The 21,266-nt window shown below is 35.5% G+C and carries 13 protein-coding genes; 4 read left to right on the plus strand and 9 right to left on the minus strand.

Annotation, left to right across the window (positions count from 1 at the left end):
• Nucleotides 1-67 precede the first annotated feature (67 nt).
• Nucleotides 68-976 (plus strand): DUF6607 family protein, encoded by a 909-nt coding sequence (locus AB674_RS04175; protein ID WP_047774141.1) that lies wholly within the window; start codon nucleotides 68-70, stop codon nucleotides 974-976.
• Nucleotides 977-1,170: 194 nt separating this feature from the next.
• On the opposite strand, the gene AB674_RS04180 is transcribed toward AB674_RS04175, so the two are convergent.
• The 3 genes from AB674_RS04180 to argS all read right to left on the minus strand — a co-directional run bounded on the left by AB674_RS04180 (nucleotide 1,171) and on the right by argS (nucleotide 8,055).
• The gene (locus AB674_RS04180; protein ID WP_047774142.1) at nucleotides 1,171-2,628 is read right to left on the minus strand and encodes a SusD/RagB family nutrient-binding outer membrane lipoprotein; all 1,458 of its coding nucleotides are present in this window, start codon (nucleotides 2,626-2,628) and stop codon (nucleotides 1,171-1,173) included.
• A gap of 14 nt (nucleotides 2,629-2,642) precedes the next feature.
• Nucleotides 2,643-5,843, minus strand: a complete 3,201-nt coding sequence (locus tag AB674_RS04185; RefSeq protein WP_047774144.1) for a SusC/RagA family TonB-linked outer membrane protein — start codon at nucleotides 5,841-5,843, stop codon at nucleotides 2,643-2,645.
• A gap of 430 nt (nucleotides 5,844-6,273) precedes the next feature.
• Nucleotides 6,274-8,055, minus strand: a complete 1,782-nt coding sequence (gene argS, locus AB674_RS04190) for an arginine--tRNA ligase (RefSeq protein WP_047774145.1) — start codon at nucleotides 8,053-8,055, stop codon at nucleotides 6,274-6,276.
• Nucleotides 8,056-8,763: 708 nt separating this feature from the next.
• Here argS and AB674_RS04195 point away from each other — a divergent pair.
• On the plus strand, nucleotides 8,764-11,184 hold the full coding sequence (locus AB674_RS04195) for a TonB-dependent receptor domain-containing protein (protein ID WP_047774147.1): 2,421 nt from the start codon (nucleotides 8,764-8,766) through the stop codon (nucleotides 11,182-11,184).
• A gap of 284 nt (nucleotides 11,185-11,468) precedes the next feature.
• On the opposite strand, the gene AB674_RS04200 is transcribed toward AB674_RS04195, so the two are convergent.
• The 3 genes from AB674_RS04200 to AB674_RS04210 all read right to left on the minus strand — a co-directional run bounded on the left by AB674_RS04200 (nucleotide 11,469) and on the right by AB674_RS04210 (nucleotide 13,882).
• Entirely contained in the window at nucleotides 11,469-12,140 is a 672-nt protein-coding gene (locus AB674_RS04200) for a copper homeostasis protein CutC (protein WP_047774463.1), read from the minus strand.
• Between the two features lie 139 nt (nucleotides 12,141-12,279).
• Nucleotides 12,280-12,603, minus strand: a complete 324-nt coding sequence (locus AB674_RS04205) for a GIY-YIG nuclease family protein (RefSeq protein ID WP_047774149.1) — start codon at nucleotides 12,601-12,603, stop codon at nucleotides 12,280-12,282.
• A gap of 271 nt (nucleotides 12,604-12,874) precedes the next feature.
• Nucleotides 12,875-13,882 (minus strand): 3-oxoacyl-ACP synthase III family protein, encoded by a 1,008-nt coding sequence (locus AB674_RS04210; protein ID WP_047774151.1) that lies wholly within the window; start codon nucleotides 13,880-13,882, stop codon nucleotides 12,875-12,877.
• Between the two features lie 276 nt (nucleotides 13,883-14,158).
• On the opposite strand from AB674_RS04210, the gene AB674_RS04215 reads away from it, so the two are divergent.
• Nucleotides 14,159-16,570, plus strand: coding sequence for an alpha/beta hydrolase family protein (locus AB674_RS04215; protein WP_047774153.1), 2,412 nt, complete (start codon nucleotides 14,159-14,161; stop codon nucleotides 16,568-16,570).
• A gap of 226 nt (nucleotides 16,571-16,796) precedes the next feature.
• On the opposite strand, the gene AB674_RS04220 is transcribed toward AB674_RS04215, so the two are convergent.
• From AB674_RS04220 to AB674_RS04230, 3 genes are all read right to left on the minus strand, one after another.
• Complete coding sequence (locus AB674_RS04220; RefSeq protein ID WP_047774154.1) at nucleotides 16,797-17,747, minus strand: ABC transporter ATP-binding protein; 951 nt, start codon at nucleotides 17,745-17,747, stop codon at nucleotides 16,797-16,799.
• 102 nt (nucleotides 17,748-17,849) lie between these two features.
• Entirely contained in the window at nucleotides 17,850-18,545 is a 696-nt protein-coding gene (locus tag AB674_RS04225) for an OmpA family protein (RefSeq protein WP_047774156.1), read from the minus strand.
• A 17-nt stretch (nucleotides 18,546-18,562) separates the two neighbouring features.
• Nucleotides 18,563-19,066, minus strand: coding sequence for a lipocalin family protein (locus AB674_RS04230; RefSeq protein ID WP_047774464.1), 504 nt, complete (start codon nucleotides 19,064-19,066; stop codon nucleotides 18,563-18,565).
• Nucleotides 19,067-19,269: 203 nt separating this feature from the next.
• Here AB674_RS04230 and htpG point away from each other — a divergent pair, with 203 nt between their 5' ends.
• Nucleotides 19,270-21,153: a molecular chaperone HtpG gene (htpG, locus tag AB674_RS04235; RefSeq protein WP_047774157.1), complete on the plus strand. Its 1,884-nt coding sequence runs from the start codon at nucleotides 19,270-19,272 to the stop codon at nucleotides 21,151-21,153.
• Nucleotides 21,154-21,266 lie beyond the last annotated feature (113 nt).

Raw genomic sequence — 21,266 nt, forward strand, 5'->3', positions numbered from 1 at the left:
TTATTTTTATCTATTCTAAATAAAAACCATATATTTGCGAAAAATTTAAAATAAAATAATTGAAGTTATGATTACAAAAAGCCTCTATTTTTCAGCCGTTATGGCTTTGACTTGCAGCCTTGGTTTCAGTCAGGATGCAAAAAAACAACAGGACCTAAAGTCAATAAAATCAATGTGTGGATGTTATGAAGTAAAATTTAATTTTGCTGAAACTTTTCAATATGCGAAGGATACTCTTACTTATAAACCTTCTCAAACCAAACACGAATCGGCATTAGAATGGGTAGAACTTTTAGAAGATACTCCAAATAAGGTTGTAATGCAGCACTTGTTAATTGTAAGTGACGACATGATCATCAAACACTGGAGACAAGATTGGTTGTATGAAAACACAGATCTTTATTCTTTCGACAAAAGCAGCTCTTGGAAATATAAAAAATTAGACAAAAAAGCCGTAAAAGGACAGTGGACTCAAAAGGTATATCAGGTAGACGACAGTCCAAGATATGAAGGTTCTTCTACTTGGGTACATGTAGACGGAAAAGACTACTGGGCAAATGTGGCTGATGCACCATTACCAAGAAGAGAGCAAACAAAACGTAACGATTACAATGTTTTAAAAAGAAGAAACATTCATGAAATCACTGCTACAGGTTGGAACCATGAACAAGACAACGATAAAGTAGTAAGAGATGATTCCGGAAAAGATTATGTATTGGCTCAGGAAAAAGGATTCGATGTTTATACTAAGGTTCCGGATATCAAATGTATCGCTGGTCAAAAATGGTGGGCAGCAAACAATGCTATCTGGAAAAATGTTCGCGATAAATGGCAAACTCTTTTTGACAGACATAAAGACTTAAACTTAGAGGCTAAAGTAGACAGAAAAGCGCTTTATTCTTTACTGTTTGATTTAAAACCAACTGCTACAAAAGCAGAAAGTGATGCTATAATAGACAAGTTTGTAAAACAATAAATATTGTGTGTTAGTTATAAAAAAGCTGGTAATCTTAGGATCACCGGCTTTTTTTATTCCTAAAAAAACCGTTTAAAAATTAATTTAAACGGTTTACCTTTATTTTTTTTTTCTAAAAGCTTACTAATTCAAAATAGTTAAAATGAATAAAGGTTTTTATTGTAGTCCGGGTTTAATCAGAATTTAGTTGAATCCTAGTATTTGTCCCAGAATAATTTAGTTGTCATTTTATCTCCTCCAATTGCACTTGAAGCTGCTGCATAATTGGCTCCGTTTGTAGAAGGGGCTAAATGCGAGTATACCATTCTCACGGGAACCTTACCCTCGGCAGCCGGTACTGCTGTAGATGGTGCAACAAGTTTAGGAAAATCAAGTCTTCTGTATGCCGTCCAGGCTTCAAATCCCCTGTTGTAGTAGGCAATCCACATTTGGTATGCAATTCTTTCTTTGGCATTACTACCTGTTGCAGTTGCAAAAGCAACATTAGGCTGTGCCAGGTAAGCTGTTATATCTGCATCTGCAACACCCCAATATTTCATACTTGCAGTAATACCATTGGTGTAATGCGTGCTTGCAGGGCTTCCAACTGCCCAGCCCCTGTTTGCAGCATCAGCCAGTAAAAAAGAAGTTTCGGCATAGTCAAAAAGATCTCCTTTGAAATTGATTTCTTTCAGGGCTTTATTGAATATGGATACGGTTTGAACATCCGCTTTAAAACCATATGGTGCCCCAACATATACACCTCCCTTTTTAGAAGCGGGGTCAAAGTAGAAATCTCTTCTCGGATCTGTAAGATCATTTAAAGCAGTTGTAAACAAACTTGATATCGAATAGTCTGCCCTGCTTTTGAAACTCTCATAATTTGGATTGAAGTGCGGTTTAACCGAGGTGTACTGGAAAATAGCATTATCACTGTTACTTGTCATAGCACCTGAAGTATAGGCCGTTTCAACCAAGGTCTTAGCAAGAACCGGATCTACATCTGACAATTGCATCCCTAATCTGATTTGAATAGAATTTGCGTATTTTTTCCACCTTGCCACATTCCCACCATAAACCAAATCAGCTTTACCAAAACTAGCCTGTGTGAGATCTAATTTACTTATTGCCAAAGTTAAACGGCTTGCCAAATCTTTATAAATTGTTAATCCATCATCGTATTTTGGCTGTAAAACTCCTGTTTTTATGGCTTCAGAATAAGGTATATTACCATACAGATCCACCAGCGTTTGGTAGACTTGTACAATCTGAATCTCAATAATCGCTAATTTATTTTGTTTTACAACTATAGCCTGAGCGCCCGTTGCGGGAGCAGCTGTTATTTTATTCTGTGCATCGATCAGGTCTTTTAATACATCTCTGTACAACAATACCCAATTTGAGTTTCCTAACAGACGGGAATCCATGTCATATCTGGACTCATCCGGATAAGCAACCTCTGACCATTGTTGCACATACAATCTAAAGTTGTTTCTATTTACTGATGAATTATTTAAAAAGATAGCATACTGTTCTTGAGCCGAAGACATAAGAGCTTCGGGTACAGGGGTAACATACGCTTTGGTATCATCGTTTAACCCCTCAAGGTTATCACAGGAATACAAACAGAGTCCTAAGAATGCAAAAAGTATAGGATATTTTCTTTTTTTCATTTTATTGTTTTTTTTTAGAATTGAACTTTTACATTAAAGCTAATTTCTCTAACCGAAGGCATAACACCGGTTTGGAATCCCTGAAAGTTCCCGGAACCAAAGTTCGATTCAGGATCTGCGTAGGGAAGATTTTTATGTATGATCCATAAATTACTGCCATTTGCCGCAAAAATCACATTGTTAAGAAAAGTCCCTTTTAATAATTTTACAGGCAATTGGTAAGCAATAGAAACCTCTCTCAATTTTACATATGAAGCATCATAAACAAAATATTGATTGGGAAAAGATTTATAACCTAAGTTAGATTCTCCTGTGGCCGTTGTTACCATAGCTCTAACGGTATTACGACTACCGTTGGCTTGTACTCCCGGCAAAATTTGCCCTCCCGGATTTGCATCAGTAATTTTGTTACGGATTGGATTCCCTAAATCATTTGTTCCGACACTACTTTGGTAAATACCGCTAGATTGTCCATACGCCTGATCCAGAGAGAACACATCCCCTCCTTTTTTTACATCAATTAAAAAACTAAACGTTAGATTTTTGTAATTAAAAATATTGTTGATACCACCAGTCCAATCTGGATTTATATTTCCAATAATGCTATCACTAACATTATCATAGTTTCCGTTTGGCAGCACTACTCTTTCTCCGTTTAAGTATTTATAACCAGAGCCTTTAATTACTCCTAATGACTGTCCCGGAATTGCATTTAAGCTTGTTCCCTTATTAAACGTACCAATAACAATTTGCGGAAGACCATCGGCTAACGATACTACTTCACTTTTGTTTTTATTCCAGTTAATTTTTGAAGTCCAAGAGAAATCTTTTGTTTTCACAGGAACCAAAGTAAGTGTAAATTCGACTCCCGTATTGGTAAGTTTCCCGGCATTAGTTGTTGTCCCGCTATAACCTATCTCAGAACCTGTAGTAATATCCATAATCAGATCTGTCGTGGTACTCTTATATAACGAAGCTTCAAGACCGATTCTCCTTTTGAACAATTGCAACTCAATCCCTAATTCTTGTCCATCAATCGTCTCCGATTTTAAGTTTGGATTTTTACGGATGTTTTCATTAGAAAATAAAGCATTATCACCAAAATTCGTGTCTTTAGTATAGACGGGCTTAATTACATGTACGTTAGCATCATTTCCGGTTTGCGCAAAATTAACTCTCAATTTACCAAAATCTAACCAAGGAACCGTAAGATGTTTACTAAAGATATAGGTACCGGTAACGGATGGATACTTATATTTTGCTGCTTTTGCGGGCAAGGTAGAGGATTCATCGATTCTGTACGTTCCTTCAATAAAAAAAGTTTCTTTGTAATCAAAAGAGGCACTGGTATAAACACTATTCGTTCCTCGCTCTTCTAAAAATTCTGTTGGGTTTTCAATTGAACTAATAGAGTTAGAAAGCGCATACAATTTTGGAATTAACAACCCCCCATTGGTTGAGGATCGAATAGAACTAAGTTCACTTCTTCTACTGGACGCCCCTAATAGCCCCCTAAAGTTAACATCTTCCGTAATTTTAGCCTTAAAATTGAGCAGTAAATCCAGATTGACCTCTCTGAATCTTTTGTCATATCTAGCATATTTGGCAATACCACTATTGGCTCCTGACCCTAAAGCTACTCTCTCTTCGTGATTTTCTACATAAGAATCCACTGCTCCTCTTCCCGTTACAGAAAACCAGTTTGTGATTTCAGTATTAATTGTAAAGTTCCCAAAGAAACGATCTCTACTAAAATTATTGTAATTTTCATAGCGACCAAAATAAGGGTTATCCCAATATAACGGAATCGTATTTGAGACAGCTCTTGGATTCCAGGTTATATTTTTACCTGTTAAATGATAAGCACGTTCTTGCTCCATAAGATCTACATCAGTATGCCACCACTGTCTAAAACTACCCACAATATTATCTGAGTATCCCGTATCGTTCAAACCCGTTCCACCAGAAGTGATATAATTTGCGGTTGCAGCAATTTCTGTTTTACTACTAACTTTATAACTACCGGAAAAATTAAAATTATGCTTCTTTATGGAGCTATTAGGCAAAACCCCTGTTTGATCCAAATTCGTATAAGCGAATCTAAAAGTTCCATTTTCATTTCCATTAGTTATCGCAACGTTATTGGTATAGGTAGTGGAGTTCTTGAAAAATGAGTTTGGATCGTTTTTCGCTGCTTGCCAAGGTGATGTTTTTCCATAAGTGGCAACTAATTCAGGATAATAGGCATTCCAACTGTATACCTTTTGGGAGGAATCGAATGCAGGTCCCCAAGAAGAATCTTCGGGCACTATAGTTGGAAATGAACCCTGTCCTAAATCTGCATTTGAACCGAACACAAAACCGTCTCCCCCTCCATATTGTTTTTGATACTCGGGAAGCGTGCTTTTGTCGGCAGTCCCAACAGTAAGTCCGGAACTAACAGAGATTCCTAATCCTTTTCCTTTTCTTCCTTTTTTAGTCGTAACAATAATTACTCCATTACCCGCTCTCGATCCATACAAAGCAGATGCGGCTGCACCCTTTAGCACATTGATGGTTTCAATATCGTCAGGGTTTATATCCGATGCGGCATTTCCATAATCATACCCCGAACCACCTGATTTCTGACTACTTGTATTTGAGTTGTCATTATTTAACGGAATACCGTCAACGACCCAAAGTGCCTGATTGTTTCCGGTAATCGATTTAGATCCTCGAATAACAACGTTTGTAGATCCTCCGAAATTACCACTTCTCTTTATTTCAATACCGGCTACTTTACCGGAAATTGAATTTGCAACGTTTCCAGTATTAACTTTTGTCAGGTCTTCTCCTTTGACCTCTTGCGTGGCGTAACCTAAAGATTTTTTCTCTCTTTTGATTCCCATGGCCGTGGACACTACAACATCATCCAGCTCCTGAGCATCTCCGCTTAATTTAATAGTAAGTACCGATGAATTTGCCGCCACTTCCTGATTTTTCATTCCGATGTAACTGAATACCAAAATCTGATTCGATGTTGCCTTAACAGAGAACTTACCTTCAAAATCTGTTTGTGTTCCGGATTTAGCTCCTTTTAACAATACGGTAACCCCCGGTAGTGGCATGCCCATATTATCAGAAACAGTTCCTGAAACAAGTCTTTCCTGCGCAAAAAATAATTGCGAACTAAGTACAAAAAACAGCATTACCATTACTTTAATTCTTTGCTTCATTGTTTAAATTTTAAATAATTTTGGTGCAACTTACTTCATTAATATAAATTTAACAAGAAATTTATTCTTTTTAACATATTAAATTGTAATCCTAGTATTACTTTTTAACACCTAAAAGAAAACAACAAGTACACAAACAGCTGAAATAAAGACAGTTAATACAATTCATCCTTGAAAGGACAATCTTACAATTCTGGATTATTATTTTTTTGAATAAATGCCTTTTATCCTTTTTGTAGGAAGAAAGAGTGTAGAAGAAGAGGCAAAGGCTCAGAGGGAGACAAAGTGACAAAGTTTTCTTTTGTTCTAACTTTAAGAACTGCAAATTGAGAACTGCAGCAAAGGCTAATCAACCAACCCTCGTAATAATCCAAAAAAAATAGGCTGTTCGTATGGGAACAGCCTATTTTTAATTTGATATATTTCTATTTTACATTCTCTCCGGAACTTCTATTCCTAATAAAGTAAAAGCCGATTTTATAACTTCTGCCACTTTTTGAGAAAGTTGCACTCTGAATATTTTTTTTGTCAGATCCACTTCTCCTAAAATATGTACGGATTGGTAGAACGAATTGTATTCTTTTACTAAATCATAAGTGTAATTAGCAATCAAAGCCGGGCTGTGATTCTGAGCTGCGTTTTGAATTACTTCCGGAAAAAGTTCGATTTGTTTTACCAATTCTTTTTCTTTTTCATGAAGTACTTCAACTCCATCCAACGTTACATTAAACTCAAAATCCGCTTTACGAATAATTGATTGGATTCTCGCATAAGTATATTGTATAAACGGTCCTGTGTTTCCGGCAAAATCAACAGATTCTTCGGGATTAAACAGGATACGTTTTTTAGGATCTACTTTTAAAATGTAATATTTAAGTGCTCCAAGACCAATTGTTTTGTACAATTTCGCTTTTTCCGTATCAGAATAACTATCCAGTTTTCCTAGATCTTCAGAAATTTGTTTGGCTGTATCGGTCATATCTTGCATCAAATCATCTGCATCTACGACAGTTCCTTCACGGCTTTTCATTTTTCCCGAAGGTAAATCAACCATTCCATATGATAAATGATACAAACTTGAAGCCCAGTCAAAACCTAATTTTTTAAGGATTAAGAATAGTACTTTAAAGTGATAATCCTGCTCATTACCAACGGTGTAAACCATTCCGCCCACATCTGGCATGTCTTTTACACGTTGAATAGCAGTTCCGATATCTTGTGTCATATAAACGGCAGTTCCGTCTGAACGAAGTACAATTTTACGATCTAAACCTTCGTCAGTCAAATCAATCCAAACCGAACCATCAGGATCTTTTTCAAAAACACCTTTATCCAATCCAACCTGAACTACATCTTTACCTAATAAATAGGTGTTGCTTTCGTAATAATAACGATCAAAATTTACTCCGAGATTGCTATAAGTAGTAGCAAAACCGTCATATACCCATTGGTTCATCATTTTCCAAAGTGTGATCACTTTTTCATCACCAGCTTCCCATTTTTTGAGCATATCCTGAGCTTCAATAATAATCGCAGCTTGTTTTTTGGCTTCCTCTTCTGTTTTACCGGTTTCTATTAATTGAGCAATTTCAGCTTTGTACGCTTTATCAAACTCAACATAATATTTACCAACCAGTTTATCTCCTTTTAAACCTGAAGTTTCCGGGGTTTCTCCGTTTCCGAATTTCTCCCAAGCCAACATCGATTTACAAATATGAATCCCACGATCGTTGATGATCTGCGTTTTATATACTTTTTTGCCTGAAGCCTTAATAATTTCAGCTACAGAATACCCCAACAAATTATTACGCACATGTCCTAAGTGTAATGGTTTGTTGGTATTTGGCGAAGAATATTCCACCATAATCGCCTTCTCTTCCGGATTTGGTGTTACATAACCAAATTTTGTATTGTCTTTTATTCCATTAAAGAAATCTAAATAATAACGATCTGCAATTACAATATTCAGGAAACCGGAAACCACATTAAATCGTGCTACTTCAGCAACATTTTCAACCAGGTAATTTCCAATTTTAGCACCCAATTCGCCAGGATTACTTTTAATCACTTTCAACAAAGGAAAAATAACCATTGTAATATCGCCTTCAAACTCTTTTCTGGTAGTCTGAAACTCGATTTTTTCAATAGCAACATCAAATAATGCCTGTATTGCTTTTTGTATAGAAGGGGTAAGAATTTGTGATAATGACATGTAAACTTATTTTTAAAGTGAGCAAAGATACTGCTTATTCACCAATTAGAGAAAATCAAAAACATATAAAATTCCCGAAAATCCTTAGAATTAAAAAAAACTAACAATTATTTAAATGGTTAAAATAATCAAAAAACCGAAACACTAAATTACTTCAAAACAGAACATTCATAAAACAACACTCTTCTTCTTTGATTTTTTCTGCAACATCCATAAAATAGAAGAAGTCATTATGGTGAAAGCAGAATCAATCCGCAGGAAAAAATACCTGCCACGGACCGGGTTTAGAACAGTCAAAAACCTATTCGCAAATGTGCATGCCGCTACGAACTTCCAACTGGAACGCAGAGTTAATAACTCCGTTTATCGATTCAATGATCTGATACTTTTACTGCATTCAAAAGAGGCAGTACTCCCGTCTTTAAAATTTTGCCTTAAACAACATTTTCTGCCATCACTCTGAGTATCTATTTCCTACTATTAGCCGAAAGAAAAGTACTATAAATACATTTATTGAAATTAAAATTTAAGAAGCTTAACCTCTTACAAAACAGCCTTTAACAAAAAAAGAACATTTTTTATTTCATTTTTTTTGTAACATATCGCTGGTAAAATAGTCTTAATAGGGACTTTGAATTTATTTCAAAAAAGAAAAAAACTAAAAAAACAATCATCATCAGTCAGATCAAATCAATCAATTACCTAACTATGAAATTAAAATTTTTACTGTTCGCATTACTGGGTGTAATGGCAACAGCACAAGCTCAGAATTCCGGGACGGTCTCAGGAAAAATTACCGAAAAGTCGAACAATGCTCCCATTTCATATGCTACTGTTTCAATTAAAGAAAATGGAAAAGTAGTTTCCGGAGTAAACACAGACGACAATGGTGATTTTACTATTAAAAATTTAGCCTTAAAAAACTATACCATCGAAATTCAATACATTGGATTTAGAAAATACATCGGTTCTATTCTTTTAAATGAAAACAAAAAAGAAGCTATTGTTAAAGTCGCTCTTGAAGAAGAAGCTACACAACTTAAAGGCGTAAATATTGTGAGCGAGCGTTCTACAATTGAACAAAAAATTGACCGTAAAGTTGTTACTGTCGGAAAAGACCTTACCACTGCCGGAGCATCAGCGTCTGACATTATGAACAATATTCCATCTGTAAACGTAGATCAGGACGGAAAACTTTCGCTTCGCGGAAATGATAATGTACGTGTATTAATTGACGGAAGACCAAGTAACATTGACCCGGCTCAGTTATTAAAACAAATTCCATCAACCTCAATCAAAAAAATTGAGTTGATTACCAATCCAAGTGCCAAATACAATCCGGAAGGAATGTCAGGAATCATCAACATTATTTTGCATAAAAACACTAACGTTGGTTTCAACGGAAGTTATAGTGGTGGTATTACTTTTGGAGAAACGGCCAAGTACAATCAGTCTTTGGATTTGAATTATAAAACCGGGAAAGTAAACCTTTTTGGAAACGTTGGTCAAAACTTCGGAACTTACTTTAACGATGGTTTCATCAAAAGATTTGATCAGGACGTTGTTCAGAATATCGATGTTAAGAACGATAATGATTCTTATCTGTATAAAATAGGAATGGATTATTTAATTGATGACCATAATACGTTGTCTTTTTATACCAATCAAAACAAATCGAACGGAAAAGGTTTTGTAAACACCGATATTGATTATAATAATGGTGATCCGGATATCAAAAACATTTACCAAACTTCTAAATATTCAGGACCTGAAAAAACAGGAACTTACAATTTAGCCTACAAACACATCTTCAAAAAAGAAGGACACACATTGGATTTTGAAGGAAACTATAGCGATAGTAAAGAATCTCAGAATGCGTATTTTGATACTAAAACTACAGCTCCAAACAATACTGCAAAAAATCTAATTTACAATGACTTGATCAAAGGAGATCGTAAATTAAGTACGCTAAACATAGATTATGTTAATCCGTTGAACGAAAAAACAACTCTTGAGGCCGGTGCTGAAGCCAGAATCACCAGAACAGGAAATGATTACACCAGAACAGGCGTAACATTTTCTGATCAGAATGTAAACTCAAATTATACTTACGATACAGATATTTATTCTGCTTACGTAACTTTTGGTCAGAAATACAAAAAATTCAGCTACCAATTGGGTGCTCGTTTTGAAAGCTATAAAGTAGCAGCTAATTTAAATCGTGGTCAACAAAAATTTGATGATGACTATATCACTTTATATCCATCAGCTTATTTGACCTATAACCTAAACGAAAAAAATACTTTGCAATTAAGCTATAGCCGTCGTGTAGACCGTCCAAGTTTAGAGCAGACAAAACCTCTTCGTGAATTTTCTACTCCATTAGTAACTTCGTTAGGAAACCCTGAATTAAGACCTCAGTTTACAAACTCTGTAGAAGCAAATTATACTAAAACTTTAGAAAAAGGAAGTTTCACTGCGGGAGTTTATGTGAGAAGTATCAATGATCAAATCAGTAGAGTTTTGTATCCTGACGATGTCGATAATGATAGCGGTAATAAGGTAATCTTGTCTTATGATAACTTTGATCGCAACACTGCTTATGGATTTGAAGCTTCCTTCAATTATAAAATCGCAAAATGGTGGGATATTTCTCCTTCTATTGATTTCTCAAGTATCAAACAACAAGGATATGTTTCTTTGTTCGATCCTGTAACAAAGGAAAGCGATCAAGTTGAAAGAAAGATTACAGTTTCTGCTTTCAACGCCCGTATGAATTCAAACTTTAAAGTAAACAAACGTTTGAGCTTCTTATTGTTCGGATTCTACAAAGGCCCATCTGACGGTCTTCAAAATAACAGTCACGAAATGTACAAAATCGACATGGGTTCACGTTATACTTTATTGAACAACAAAATGAACATAAGTGTTCGTTTTAATGATGTTTTCAATACGATGAAATATGCTTTTGATTCACAATATCCTTATCCTCACGCAGGACAGTTTACCTGGGAGAGCCAAACGGTTTATTTAGGTTTAACCTACAACTTTGGAGGAGCAAAAATCAAAAACTTGCAACGTAAACAAAGAGAAGACAACACTAGTCAAGGTGGTGGCGGAATGTTCTAGTCCCACTCTTAATTAGCAGATTTAAATAATTTTCTTGTAGCAAAAAAGGCCTGGAGTATGCCAACTCCAGGCCTTTTTTATTGTTATTATAGTCGGATTATTTTAACCAAAAGTGCGCAAAGATTTTCGCAAGGGAAACGCAAGCAGATTTAATATGAACTTACATCACTTATATGGTTTAAAAAAGCTTTTAGTATCCATTTAGAGTCGCCAGAAATATAACTTTAAAAAAAATCAGATTGCCCAATCTTTTTTGCCTAATCCCCAATTTTTGCATCCAATCCTTAAAAATAAGCCTGTATTTTTTTTATCTCCAAAGGATCTGCCGTTTCTGTATTATTTGTAATCGCAGAAGTATGAAAAAATGTTGGTTGCAGTTTCTCCAGTAACAACTGAATATTCGAGGATCGCAAACCCCCACCCGGCATGATCACAATTCGATCCCCTGCCAATTCCTGAATTTTCTCTAAAACTGCGATCCCTTCCAGAACATTCGTTCCTTGTCCGGAAGTCAGAATGGCGTTAAAACCACAATCAATAACCTCTTCGAGAGCTTGCTCTACATCAGCCACCACATCAAAAGCCCGGTGAAAAGTACTGGAATGAGGAGCCGCCAAAGCAACCAATTCTTTGTTAACGCTTTTATTTACGCTTCCATCTTCGTTTAAAATTCCAAAAACAAAACCATCAACTCCCAGTTTTTTGAATTGTTTGATGTCTTGTTTCATTACGATAATTTCTTCATCGGAATAAACAAAGTCCCCACCGCGGGGTCTGATAATAACATGCATTTTGATTGACAATTTCTCGCGGACTTTGGCTCCTAAAATATAATTTGGTGTTGTTCCTCCGAGTTGCATGTTCTCGCATAATTCGATTCGGTCTGCTCCATTTTCCTGAGCAATCAAAGCCGATTCGTAATTGAAACAGGCTATTTCGAGTTGGTTTTTTTTCATTGTATTCATTTGTTGTAAAGCAGGGCTTCGACTTCGCTCAGCCTGACAGTCGGCTTCGCTCAGCTTGACAGTTGTTATTTAAAAAACATCTCTTAAATCCTTAGTGTCACCCTGAGCGAAGTCGAAGGGCTGTTCACTACTAAATATCTTTTTTAATAAAATTTTTATGACTCGTTAAATTTAAACATTCTGAAAGTTTTTTTAAGTCCTCCCATTTATCATTTATTATTGCTTCTTTCTTTTTTCTGCTCCAACCTTTCACTTGTTTTTCAAAAGAGATTGCTTGATTGACATCATTAAAATCAGTACAGAACACTAATTCCAACGGTCTTTTATCATACGTATAACTTTCTTTATGCAAACCGGACTTATGTTCCTTGAGTCTTCGATCCATATTATTTGTTATTCCGGTATAGTAACTATCATCAGAACATTTTAAGATATAAACATAATAAAATTTCATTTAAATAGAGGTTATGAAGTAAAAAAAGGGCTTCGACTTCGCTCAGCCTGACAGTTGTTATTTTAAAAACATTTCTTAAACCTAGTGTGTCTCCCTGAGTGAAGTCGAAGGGCTATTCATCTTAAAGTGCTTCGACTTCGCTCAGCTTGACAGTTCGTTTAAAGTTGTAAATGTACGAAAAATAACACGATAAATTATCACCTCTAATTCTTCCAAAAAAAAAACCTGCTCAGAAACTGAACAGGTTTAGTATATTATTTAAACAAAAAAATTACCATTTAATAATAGCACTTCCCCAAGTGAATCCACTTCCGAAAGCTGCTAGAACAACTGTATCTCCTGTTTTTATTTTTCCTTGTTCCCATGCTTCGGTTAAAGCAATCGGAATCGATGCTGCGGTTGTATTACCATATTTCTGAATATTGTTATACACCTGATCGTCTGACAATTTGAATTTGTTTTGAATAAACTGTGAAATCCTCAAATTAGCCTGATGCGGAATCAACATATTAATATCAGAAACCTGTAAACCATTTGCTTCTAAACCTTCGTTGATTACTTCAGCAAAACGAACTACTGCGTTTTTAAATACAAACTGTCCATTCATATAAGGATAATAACTCTCATCATTTGGGTCATTATCTGCTATAATATCGGTTACCCAACGCGCTCCCATTCCCGGTGCTTGTAGCGCTAACTCTTCGGCGTGTTGTCCTTCTGAGTGTAGGTGTGTTGATAATATTCCTTTTGTCAAATCTTCTTCACGACTTAAAACAGCCGCTCCTGCTCCATCTCCAAAAATAACTGAAACACCACGTCCGCGGCTTGTCATATCCAATCCTGTTGAATGCACTTCAGAACCAATTACTAAAATGTTTTTATACATTCCGGTTTTGATGTATTGGTCTGCAACCGAGATTCCGTAGATAAAACCCGAGCATTGATTTCTAACGTCTAAAGCTCCAACCGTTCTCAATCCCAAATCACGTTGTACCAAAACTCCTGGTCCTGGAAAATAGTAATCCGGACTTAAGGTAGCAAAAACCACAAAATCAATATCTTCTTTGGCTATGCCAGAACGTTCTATAGCAATTTTAGCTGCTTTTACCCCCATAGAGGTTGTGGTATCCTCTCCACGAATAATATGTCGGCGTTCTTGAATTCCAGTTCTTTCCTGAATCCATTCGTCATTGGTATCAATAATTTTAGACAAATCATCGTTAGTCACAACATTAGAAGGAACATAATATCCTAAGCCCGCTATTTTTGAATGATACATATTCTTTTATTATTTGTTAAAAAATTGGATTGCAAATCTAAGTATACTTTAAAATATAACGGTACAAATTACTATTTTTTTCGTGATTGACAATTTAATATACTTCAATAATACGACATATAGAATCGTTTTAAATTCTGAAAAAGCAGTTAATACATTAAAACCTTAAAAAAATCTTAAAAAAATAAAATTCTCCATTAAAATGTAACATGTCTGCACTACTTTAGACAAACTTATTAATAATACTACTTAATTTAACCCCCTAAAATTCAAATTATGAAATTAAAGGTTACTCTCTTTTTATTTTTAACCTTAGGTTTTTCTGCGATTGCGCAAGAAAATTTAACCTATCAAAAGCCTTCCAAATCCATCCTGGATTTAGCCGATTACGAAAGAGCTCCTTCAGTATCAATGGATACTAAAAAAGAATACATGCTACTTTCTTACAGAAACACTTACAAAACATTAGATGATTTAAACCAAGACGAACTTCGTTTGGCTGGTATAAGGATAAATCCTGTAACTAACATCTCAAGTACCGTAACCTACATCAACAACTTAAAAGTACGAAAAATAAACGGTACAGAAGAAGTACAAGTTGCCGGATTACCTGTTAATCCAAGAATCAGTAACATCCTTTGGTCACCAAATGACAAAAAAATCTTGTTCTCTCATACTACAAGTACGGGGGTTGAACTTTGGGTTTTGGACGTTGCTACTGCAAAAGCTACAAAACTTACCGAAGCAAATGTAAATGCAAATCTTGGTAATCCGTTTAGCTGGCTTTTAGACAATGAAACGATCTTAGTAAAGATGCTTCCTAAAAACAGACAACCTTTACTGGATTCTAAAAAAGACTTACCAACCGGTCCTATTGTTTCTAACACTTCAGGAGAGAAATCTCAAAACAGAACGTATCCTGATATGTTGAAAAACAAAAATGATGAGGCTAATTTTGAAAACATCATCACTTCAGAATTATATAAAGTAAACATTAATGGAACTGCTACTTTATTTAAAGAAGCTGCCATGTTTGCTGGAGAAAGAATTTCACCTGATGGAAATTACATCATGCTGACTACAATTCAAAAACCATTTTCTTATGTTGTACCATTGTTCAGATTCCCATCTAAAACAGTAGTTTACGACAGTAGAGGAAAAGAAATCAAAGTTGTAAATGAGGTTCCTTTAAACGAAATTATCCCAAAAGGATTTATGGCGGTACAAAAAGGAAAAAGAGAAATGACCTGGAGAAATGACAAACCGGCGACTTTAGTATATGTTTCTGCTCTTGACGAAGGTAATCCTGCTAACAAAGTAGATTTCAGAGATGAAGTTTTTCTTTGGGATGCACCCTTTACAAACGAAGCTATTACATTGGTAAAAACACCTCAACGTTTTGGAGGTATTACTTGGGGGAATGATGCGATTGCAATTCTTTCTGATTCATGGTACGATACCCGTAATGTAAAAACCTATTTAATAAACCCATCAACTCCAGGCCAACAGCCAAAAGTACTTAATGACAGAAACTATCAGGATGTATACTCAGACCCGGGTTCATTTGAAACCAGAAAAAATGAGTACAACAAAAATGTTTTAGCCATTGAGAATAACAATGCTTACCTGATCGGTGACGGTTTTACAAAAGACGGTCAGTTTCCTTTTATTGATGAGTTCAATTTTAAAACGCTAAAAAGCAAGCGTCTTTACACTTCATCTTACAAAGACAAAAAAGAAGATTTAATTGAGATCGAAGATTTTAAAACCGGAAAAGTTTTAGTAATGATCCAATCAAAAAGTGATTACCCAAATTATTACTTCAGAAACATTAAAAAACAAAACAGCCTGACACCAATTACTTCTTTCAAAAATCCTTTTGAAAGCATTAAAAATGTTAGCAAAGAAGTAATTAAATACAAACGTAAAGATGGTGTAGAGCTTTCAGGAACTTTATACTTACCTGTTGGTTACGATAAAGCTAAAAAAGAAAAGATGCCTTTATTAATCTGGGCATACCCGGCTGAATATAAAGACAGAAACAGTGCAGGACAATCTACTCAGAATCCAAATGAGTTTACTTTTCCTTCTTACGGATCATTTGTATACTGGGTTACTAAAGGTTATGTTGTGTTAGATGATGCTTCTTTCCCTATTATTGGTGAAGGAACTACAGAACCTAATGACAATTTTATTACACAGTTAGTTGATAATGCAGAAGCTGCAATTAACGCTGTAGATGCATTAGGATACATTAACAGAAAGAAAGTAGCAGTTGGAGGACATTCTTACGGTGCTTTTATGACGGCTAACTTATTAACACATTCTAATCTTTTTGCTTGTGGAATCGCTCGTAGTGGTGCTTACAACAGAACTTTAACTCCATTTGGATTTCAATCTGAGCAACGTAATTACTGGGAAGTTCCGGAAGTGTACAACACAATGTCTCCTTTTATGAATGCTGACAAAATGAAAACACCTCTTTTGTTAGTTCACGGTGAGGCAGACAACAACCCTGGAACTTTTACCTTACAGACAGAGCGTTATTTCCAAGCCTTAAAAGGTTTAGGAGCTCCTGCAAGAATGGTAATTTTACCTAAAGAATCTCACGGATATGCTGCCAAAGAAAACATCTTACACTTACTTTGGGAACAAGATCAGTTTTTAGAAAAAAACCTGAAAAACTAATCTGTCAATCTGATTATTATAAAAAAAAAGAAGCCGATTCTACCTTGTTAGAGTCGGCTTCTTCTTTTTTGAGTTGCTAAGTTGCTGAGTGACTAAGATTCTAAGTTTTTTTTTAAAAGTTTCTAAGGTTCTGAGTAACTAAGGTTCTAAGTTTTAGATACCGGTCGTCAGCTGAAAACATGAACTGAGACTGAGACTGAGACTGAGACCGAAGACTGAGACTCTACTACAAATAATTCAAACTCAGGAAAACATTTTCTTCAAGCGGCAGGTCGATTTCACTTTCAAAGAAAACCAATTGTCTTTTATAAACCGATTCAATCAAATAGTGATTCCCTCTAAAATAAGTTCTTCTGATTTTTACCGGTAGATCAGACTCCGTTACCATTTTAAACTGGTGTGGATATACCAGCGTCTTATGTGCTTCGTCTTCGTATGGAACTAACAAATGTGTCGGTACCTCATTTACTTCTCCAAAAAGAGAGGCCACATATCTAGTTTGTGGATCTTCGTAAATTGTTGTCGGATTATCTTTTACGATCACTTCGCCATTTCGCATTACAATAGCCTCGTCTGCAAACGACAAAGCGTCTGTACTGTCATGCGTTGCTATAATGCAGGTAATTCCTTTTTGTTTTAAATATCGGAACAAATTACGTCGCAAAGCATTTTTTCGGAATGCGTCAATTTGACTAAACGGTTCGTCAAGCAAAATTACTTCCGGTTCTAAGGCCAAAACCCTTACCAAAGCAACTCTTTGTTGTTGTCCTCCACTTAAAAATTTAGCCTTCACGTTAGCAAACTGATCCATCTCTACCATTTCCAGCAATTCCTGAACGCGTAATTTTTTCATGTTGGCAAAACCATTCGAAAGAAACTTTCCAACGTTTTCTGCTACCGTTTCATATGGAGATAAATCAAAATCCTGCGCCAGATACTTCATAAAAGGCATTCCGGGAATCAGATTGTATTTAGGCCCTAAGATAGGTTTTTCATTATAAAACATTTCCCCTTCATCCAGATTATACAATCCGTACATCAATTTAAGCAGTGTACTTTTTCCACAACCACTTTCTCCTATGATCGCAATATTTTGCCCTTTTTCTATTGAAAAAGTCACGTTTTTAATAACCGGTGTATCCGTATAGGAAAAGGAGATATTTTTTATGTCAAGCATTGCGTTATAATTGAGGGGGCAAATTTACAATCTTTAAAACCGAAAGTCAAAAAAAAAGCCATTCATTACGAACAGCTTTTTTCAAATTATATTGTATGGAAATTATTTTCCAGCTTCTGCTTTTGCATCATTTACCATTTTATCGTTTGCAGTAATAGCAAATTCAACACGACGGTTTTGAGTTCTTCCTTCCGGAGTATCATTTGTTGCGATCGGATCAGCTATTCCTAAACCTGAAGTTTTAAAACGAGTTGATTTAATTCCTTTAGAAACTAAATAAGTTCTAACAGATGCCGCTCTTTGTCCCGAAAGTGTCAAATTGTACTCTGGTTTCCCAGTGCTGTCTGTATAACCAAAGATCTCAATATTAGTATCGCCATACTCATTAAATACAGGAACTAATTTGTCCAGATTTGCTTTTGCCTGAGCGGTCAATGTTGATTTATTAGTATCAAAACGAACTGCATTTTCGTTTAAAGTTAAGTGAATTCCTTCTCCTACTCTTTCTACATCTGCACCTGGCAACGCTTGGTCGATTTCACGAGCTTGTTTGTCCATTTTATTTCCAATAAGAGCTCCGGTTCCACCACCAACAGCAGCTCCAATAGCAGCTCCCAGTGCAGCATTTCCTCCGCGTCCCAAATTGTTACCTAAAATACCACCAATAATTCCACCTGCAACCACTCCGATTCCGGCTCCTTTTTGAGTATTATTTGCGTTTTTTACAGAGTCACAACTTGTAAAAAAACTAGTTAATACAAGTAAACTACTTAAACCAAATACTGTTATCTTTCTCATGTTCTATCTATTTTATATTAATTTGCTCTTTGAAATTGGTACGTTACATCTTTCGTTTGTCCACCAACATTAATGTTATCAATCAACTGAAAGGAATTATCTGTCAAACCTGCTACTTTTAATAAATACCCCGATTTAACATTTTTTGATTTTGTTCCAGGCTCTACAATTTTAAGTACGAAAAGCCCTTGATTGTTAATACTCCAAACAATTGGAGATGTAAATGCAGTACAGCTTGGAGCTGTAAGTGTCATCGTTCCTTTATTATTGTTTGAAATAAAATTCCAGGTACTTCCGATAAAACATTTTGAATCAGCAAGATCAAATGAGTTTACTTTAATATAATCAGAACCCGGATAAGATACGTTGGTTAGTACCCAATTCCCTTTAATAGCTACCTGAGTAGGTCTGTCAAGTTTAGTCGAAAGTGTTGGTGCTTCCGTTGAAGCTGTTGAAGACGAAGCTGATTTACACGCAAACACCATCGTGGCAATCATGCTAATAAAAATAATTTTCTTCATTTTGTACATTTATTTAAGTTAATACTTACACATTTAAGCAATTATTGTACCGCAAAGATACGATTCATTAAAACATCTTTTGTTTTAGAATCTGTTTTTTTTCTTTCATAATTAACACCTCCGACATTTTGTCACTCAAAAACTAATTGGTATTCTATTTGACTAAATGAAAGACATCACATTAAACTAAAAAATTAAAAAATATGACAACAGGTAAAATTAATGTTTCGGTTGAAAACATCTTTCCCTTAATCAAAAAGTTCTTGTACAGCGATCACGAAATCTTTTTACGTGAGCTGATTTCAAACGGAACAGATGCTACATTAAAACTAAAACATCTTATTAGCATCGGTGAAGCCCAAGTAGAATACGGAAATCCGGTTATTGAAATCAAAGTAGACAAAGAGGGTAAAAAAATCCACATCATCGACCAAGGTTTAGGTATGACTGCTGATGAAGTAGAAAAATACATCAATCAAGTCGCTTTTTCAGGTGCTGAAGAATTCCTGGACAAATACAAGGATTCTGCCAAAGATTCTGGAATTATTGGTCACTTTGGACTTGGTTTCTATTCTGCCTTTATGGTGGCTGAAAAAGTAGAAATCCTTACAAAATCATACAAAGACGAACCAGCAGCGCACTGGACATGTGACGGAAGCCCTGAATTTACTTTAGAGCCAGCTGACAAAACTTCACGCGGAACGGAAATCATCCTTCATGTTGCTGAAGATTCTCTTGAATTCTTAGAAGATTCAAAAATCAGTGGTTTATTAAACAAATACAATAAGTTCATGCCTATTCCGATTAAATTCGGAACAAGAACAGAAACACTTCCAAAACCGGAAGATGCTCCTGAAGATTACATCAACGAGACTGTCGAAACAGACAACATCATCAACAATCCAAATCCGGCATGGACCAAACAACCAACGGAATTAAGTGACGAAGATTACAAAAGCTTCTATAGAGAATTGTATCCTATGCAATTCGAAGACCCTTTGTTCCACATTCACTTAAATGTTGACTATCCGTTTAACCTGACAGGAATTTTATATTTCCCGAAATTAGGTTCTGACATGCAGATCCAAAAAGATAAAATTCAATTGTACCAAAACCAAGTTTACGTTACCGATAACGTAGAAGGAATTGTACCGGAATTTTTGACAATGTTAAAAGGTGTTATTGATTCACCGGACATCCCTTTGAATGTTTCTCGTTCAGGTCTACAAGCTGATGGTGCCGTTAAGAAAATTTCTAACTACATCACGCGTAAAGTAGCAGACAAACTAAAAGCTTTGTTTAACGAAAACCGTGCTGATTTTGAACAAAAATGGAACGACATTAAAATCGTTTTAGAGTACGGAATGCTTTCTGATGATAAATTCTACGAAAAAGCAGGTGCCTTTGTATTATATCCAACAGTTGACGACACCTACTTTACTATTGAAGAATTAAAAGAAAAACTAAAAGAAAACCAAACCGACAAAGACGGGAAATTGGTTGTTTTATATGCCGGAAATAAAGACGCACAACACTCTTATATCGAAACTGCAAAAGCAAAAGGATACGAAGTGTTACTATTAGACTCTCCTATTATTTCACATTTGATTCAAAAAATTGAAGGAGATAACAGCGGTTTAACTTTTGTTCGTGTAGATTCTGACCATATTGATAACTTAATCAAAAAAGAAGAGACTACGATTTCTAAATTATCAGACGAAGAAAAAGAATCATTAAAAACGTCTTTAGAATCTTATATTCCAAAAGCCTACTCGGTACAATTGGAAGCAATGGACAGCCAGTCAGCTCCATTTATCATCACGCAACCTGAATTTATGCGTAGAATGAAAGAAATGAGCCAATCCGGCGGCGGTGGAATGTTCGGAATGGGAAATATGCCGGAAATGTACAATCTGGTTGTTAACACCAATTCTGATTTGGCTACAAATATTTTAAATACAGAAGACAAAACACACCAGGAACACTTGGTAAAACAGGCTTTAGACTTAGCTAAATTATCGCAAAACCTTTTAAAAGGAGAAGCTTTAACTGCCTTTGTAAAAAGAAGTTTTGAAATGATCAAATAATCCAATTTTAGTACTAATTGGTCTCAAAGCCTGCAAGTTTACTCTTGCAGGCTTTTTATATTTTAAAAAGTCTCTGTTCTCGGTTTTCAGTCTCAGTTTTCAGTCTCGGTCTC

It is taken from the genome of Flavobacterium sp. ABG, from assembly GCF_001027725.1.
Lineage (GTDB): Bacteria > Bacteroidota > Bacteroidia > Flavobacteriales > Flavobacteriaceae > Flavobacterium > Flavobacterium cupriresistens.

Bases quoted from the DNA above. Each gene is read 5' to 3' on its own strand.
- AB674_RS04175 (WP_047774141.1), top strand. From the start codon at position 68: ATGATTACAAAAAGCCTCTATTTTTCAGCCGTTATGGCTTTGACTTGC.
- AB674_RS04180 (WP_047774142.1), bottom strand. From the start codon at position 2,628: ATGAAAAAAAGAAAATATCCTATACTTTTTGCATTCTTAGGACTCTGT.
- AB674_RS04185 (WP_047774144.1), bottom strand. From the start codon at position 5,843: ATGAAGCAAAGAATTAAAGTAATGGTAATGCTGTTTTTTGTACTTAGT.
- argS (WP_047774145.1), bottom strand. From the start codon at position 8,055: ATGTCATTATCACAAATTCTTACCCCTTCTATACAAAAAGCAATACAG.
- AB674_RS04195 (WP_047774147.1), top strand. From the start codon at position 8,764: ATGAAATTAAAATTTTTACTGTTCGCATTACTGGGTGTAATGGCAACA.
- AB674_RS04200 (WP_047774463.1), bottom strand. From the start codon at position 12,140: ATGAAAAAAAACCAACTCGAAATAGCCTGTTTCAATTACGAATCGGCT.
- AB674_RS04205 (WP_047774149.1), bottom strand. From the start codon at position 12,603: ATGAAATTTTATTATGTTTATATCTTAAAATGTTCTGATGATAGTTAC.
- AB674_RS04210 (WP_047774151.1), bottom strand. From the start codon at position 13,882: ATGTATCATTCAAAAATAGCGGGCTTAGGATATTATGTTCCTTCTAAT.
- AB674_RS04215 (WP_047774153.1), top strand. From the start codon at position 14,159: ATGAAATTAAAGGTTACTCTCTTTTTATTTTTAACCTTAGGTTTTTCT.
- AB674_RS04220 (WP_047774154.1), bottom strand. From the start codon at position 17,747: ATGCTTGACATAAAAAATATCTCCTTTTCCTATACGGATACACCGGTT.
- AB674_RS04225 (WP_047774156.1), bottom strand. From the start codon at position 18,545: ATGAGAAAGATAACAGTATTTGGTTTAAGTAGTTTACTTGTATTAACT.
- AB674_RS04230 (WP_047774464.1), bottom strand. From the start codon at position 19,066: ATGAAGAAAATTATTTTTATTAGCATGATTGCCACGATGGTGTTTGCG.
- htpG (WP_047774157.1), top strand. From the start codon at position 19,270: ATGACAACAGGTAAAATTAATGTTTCGGTTGAAAACATCTTTCCCTTA.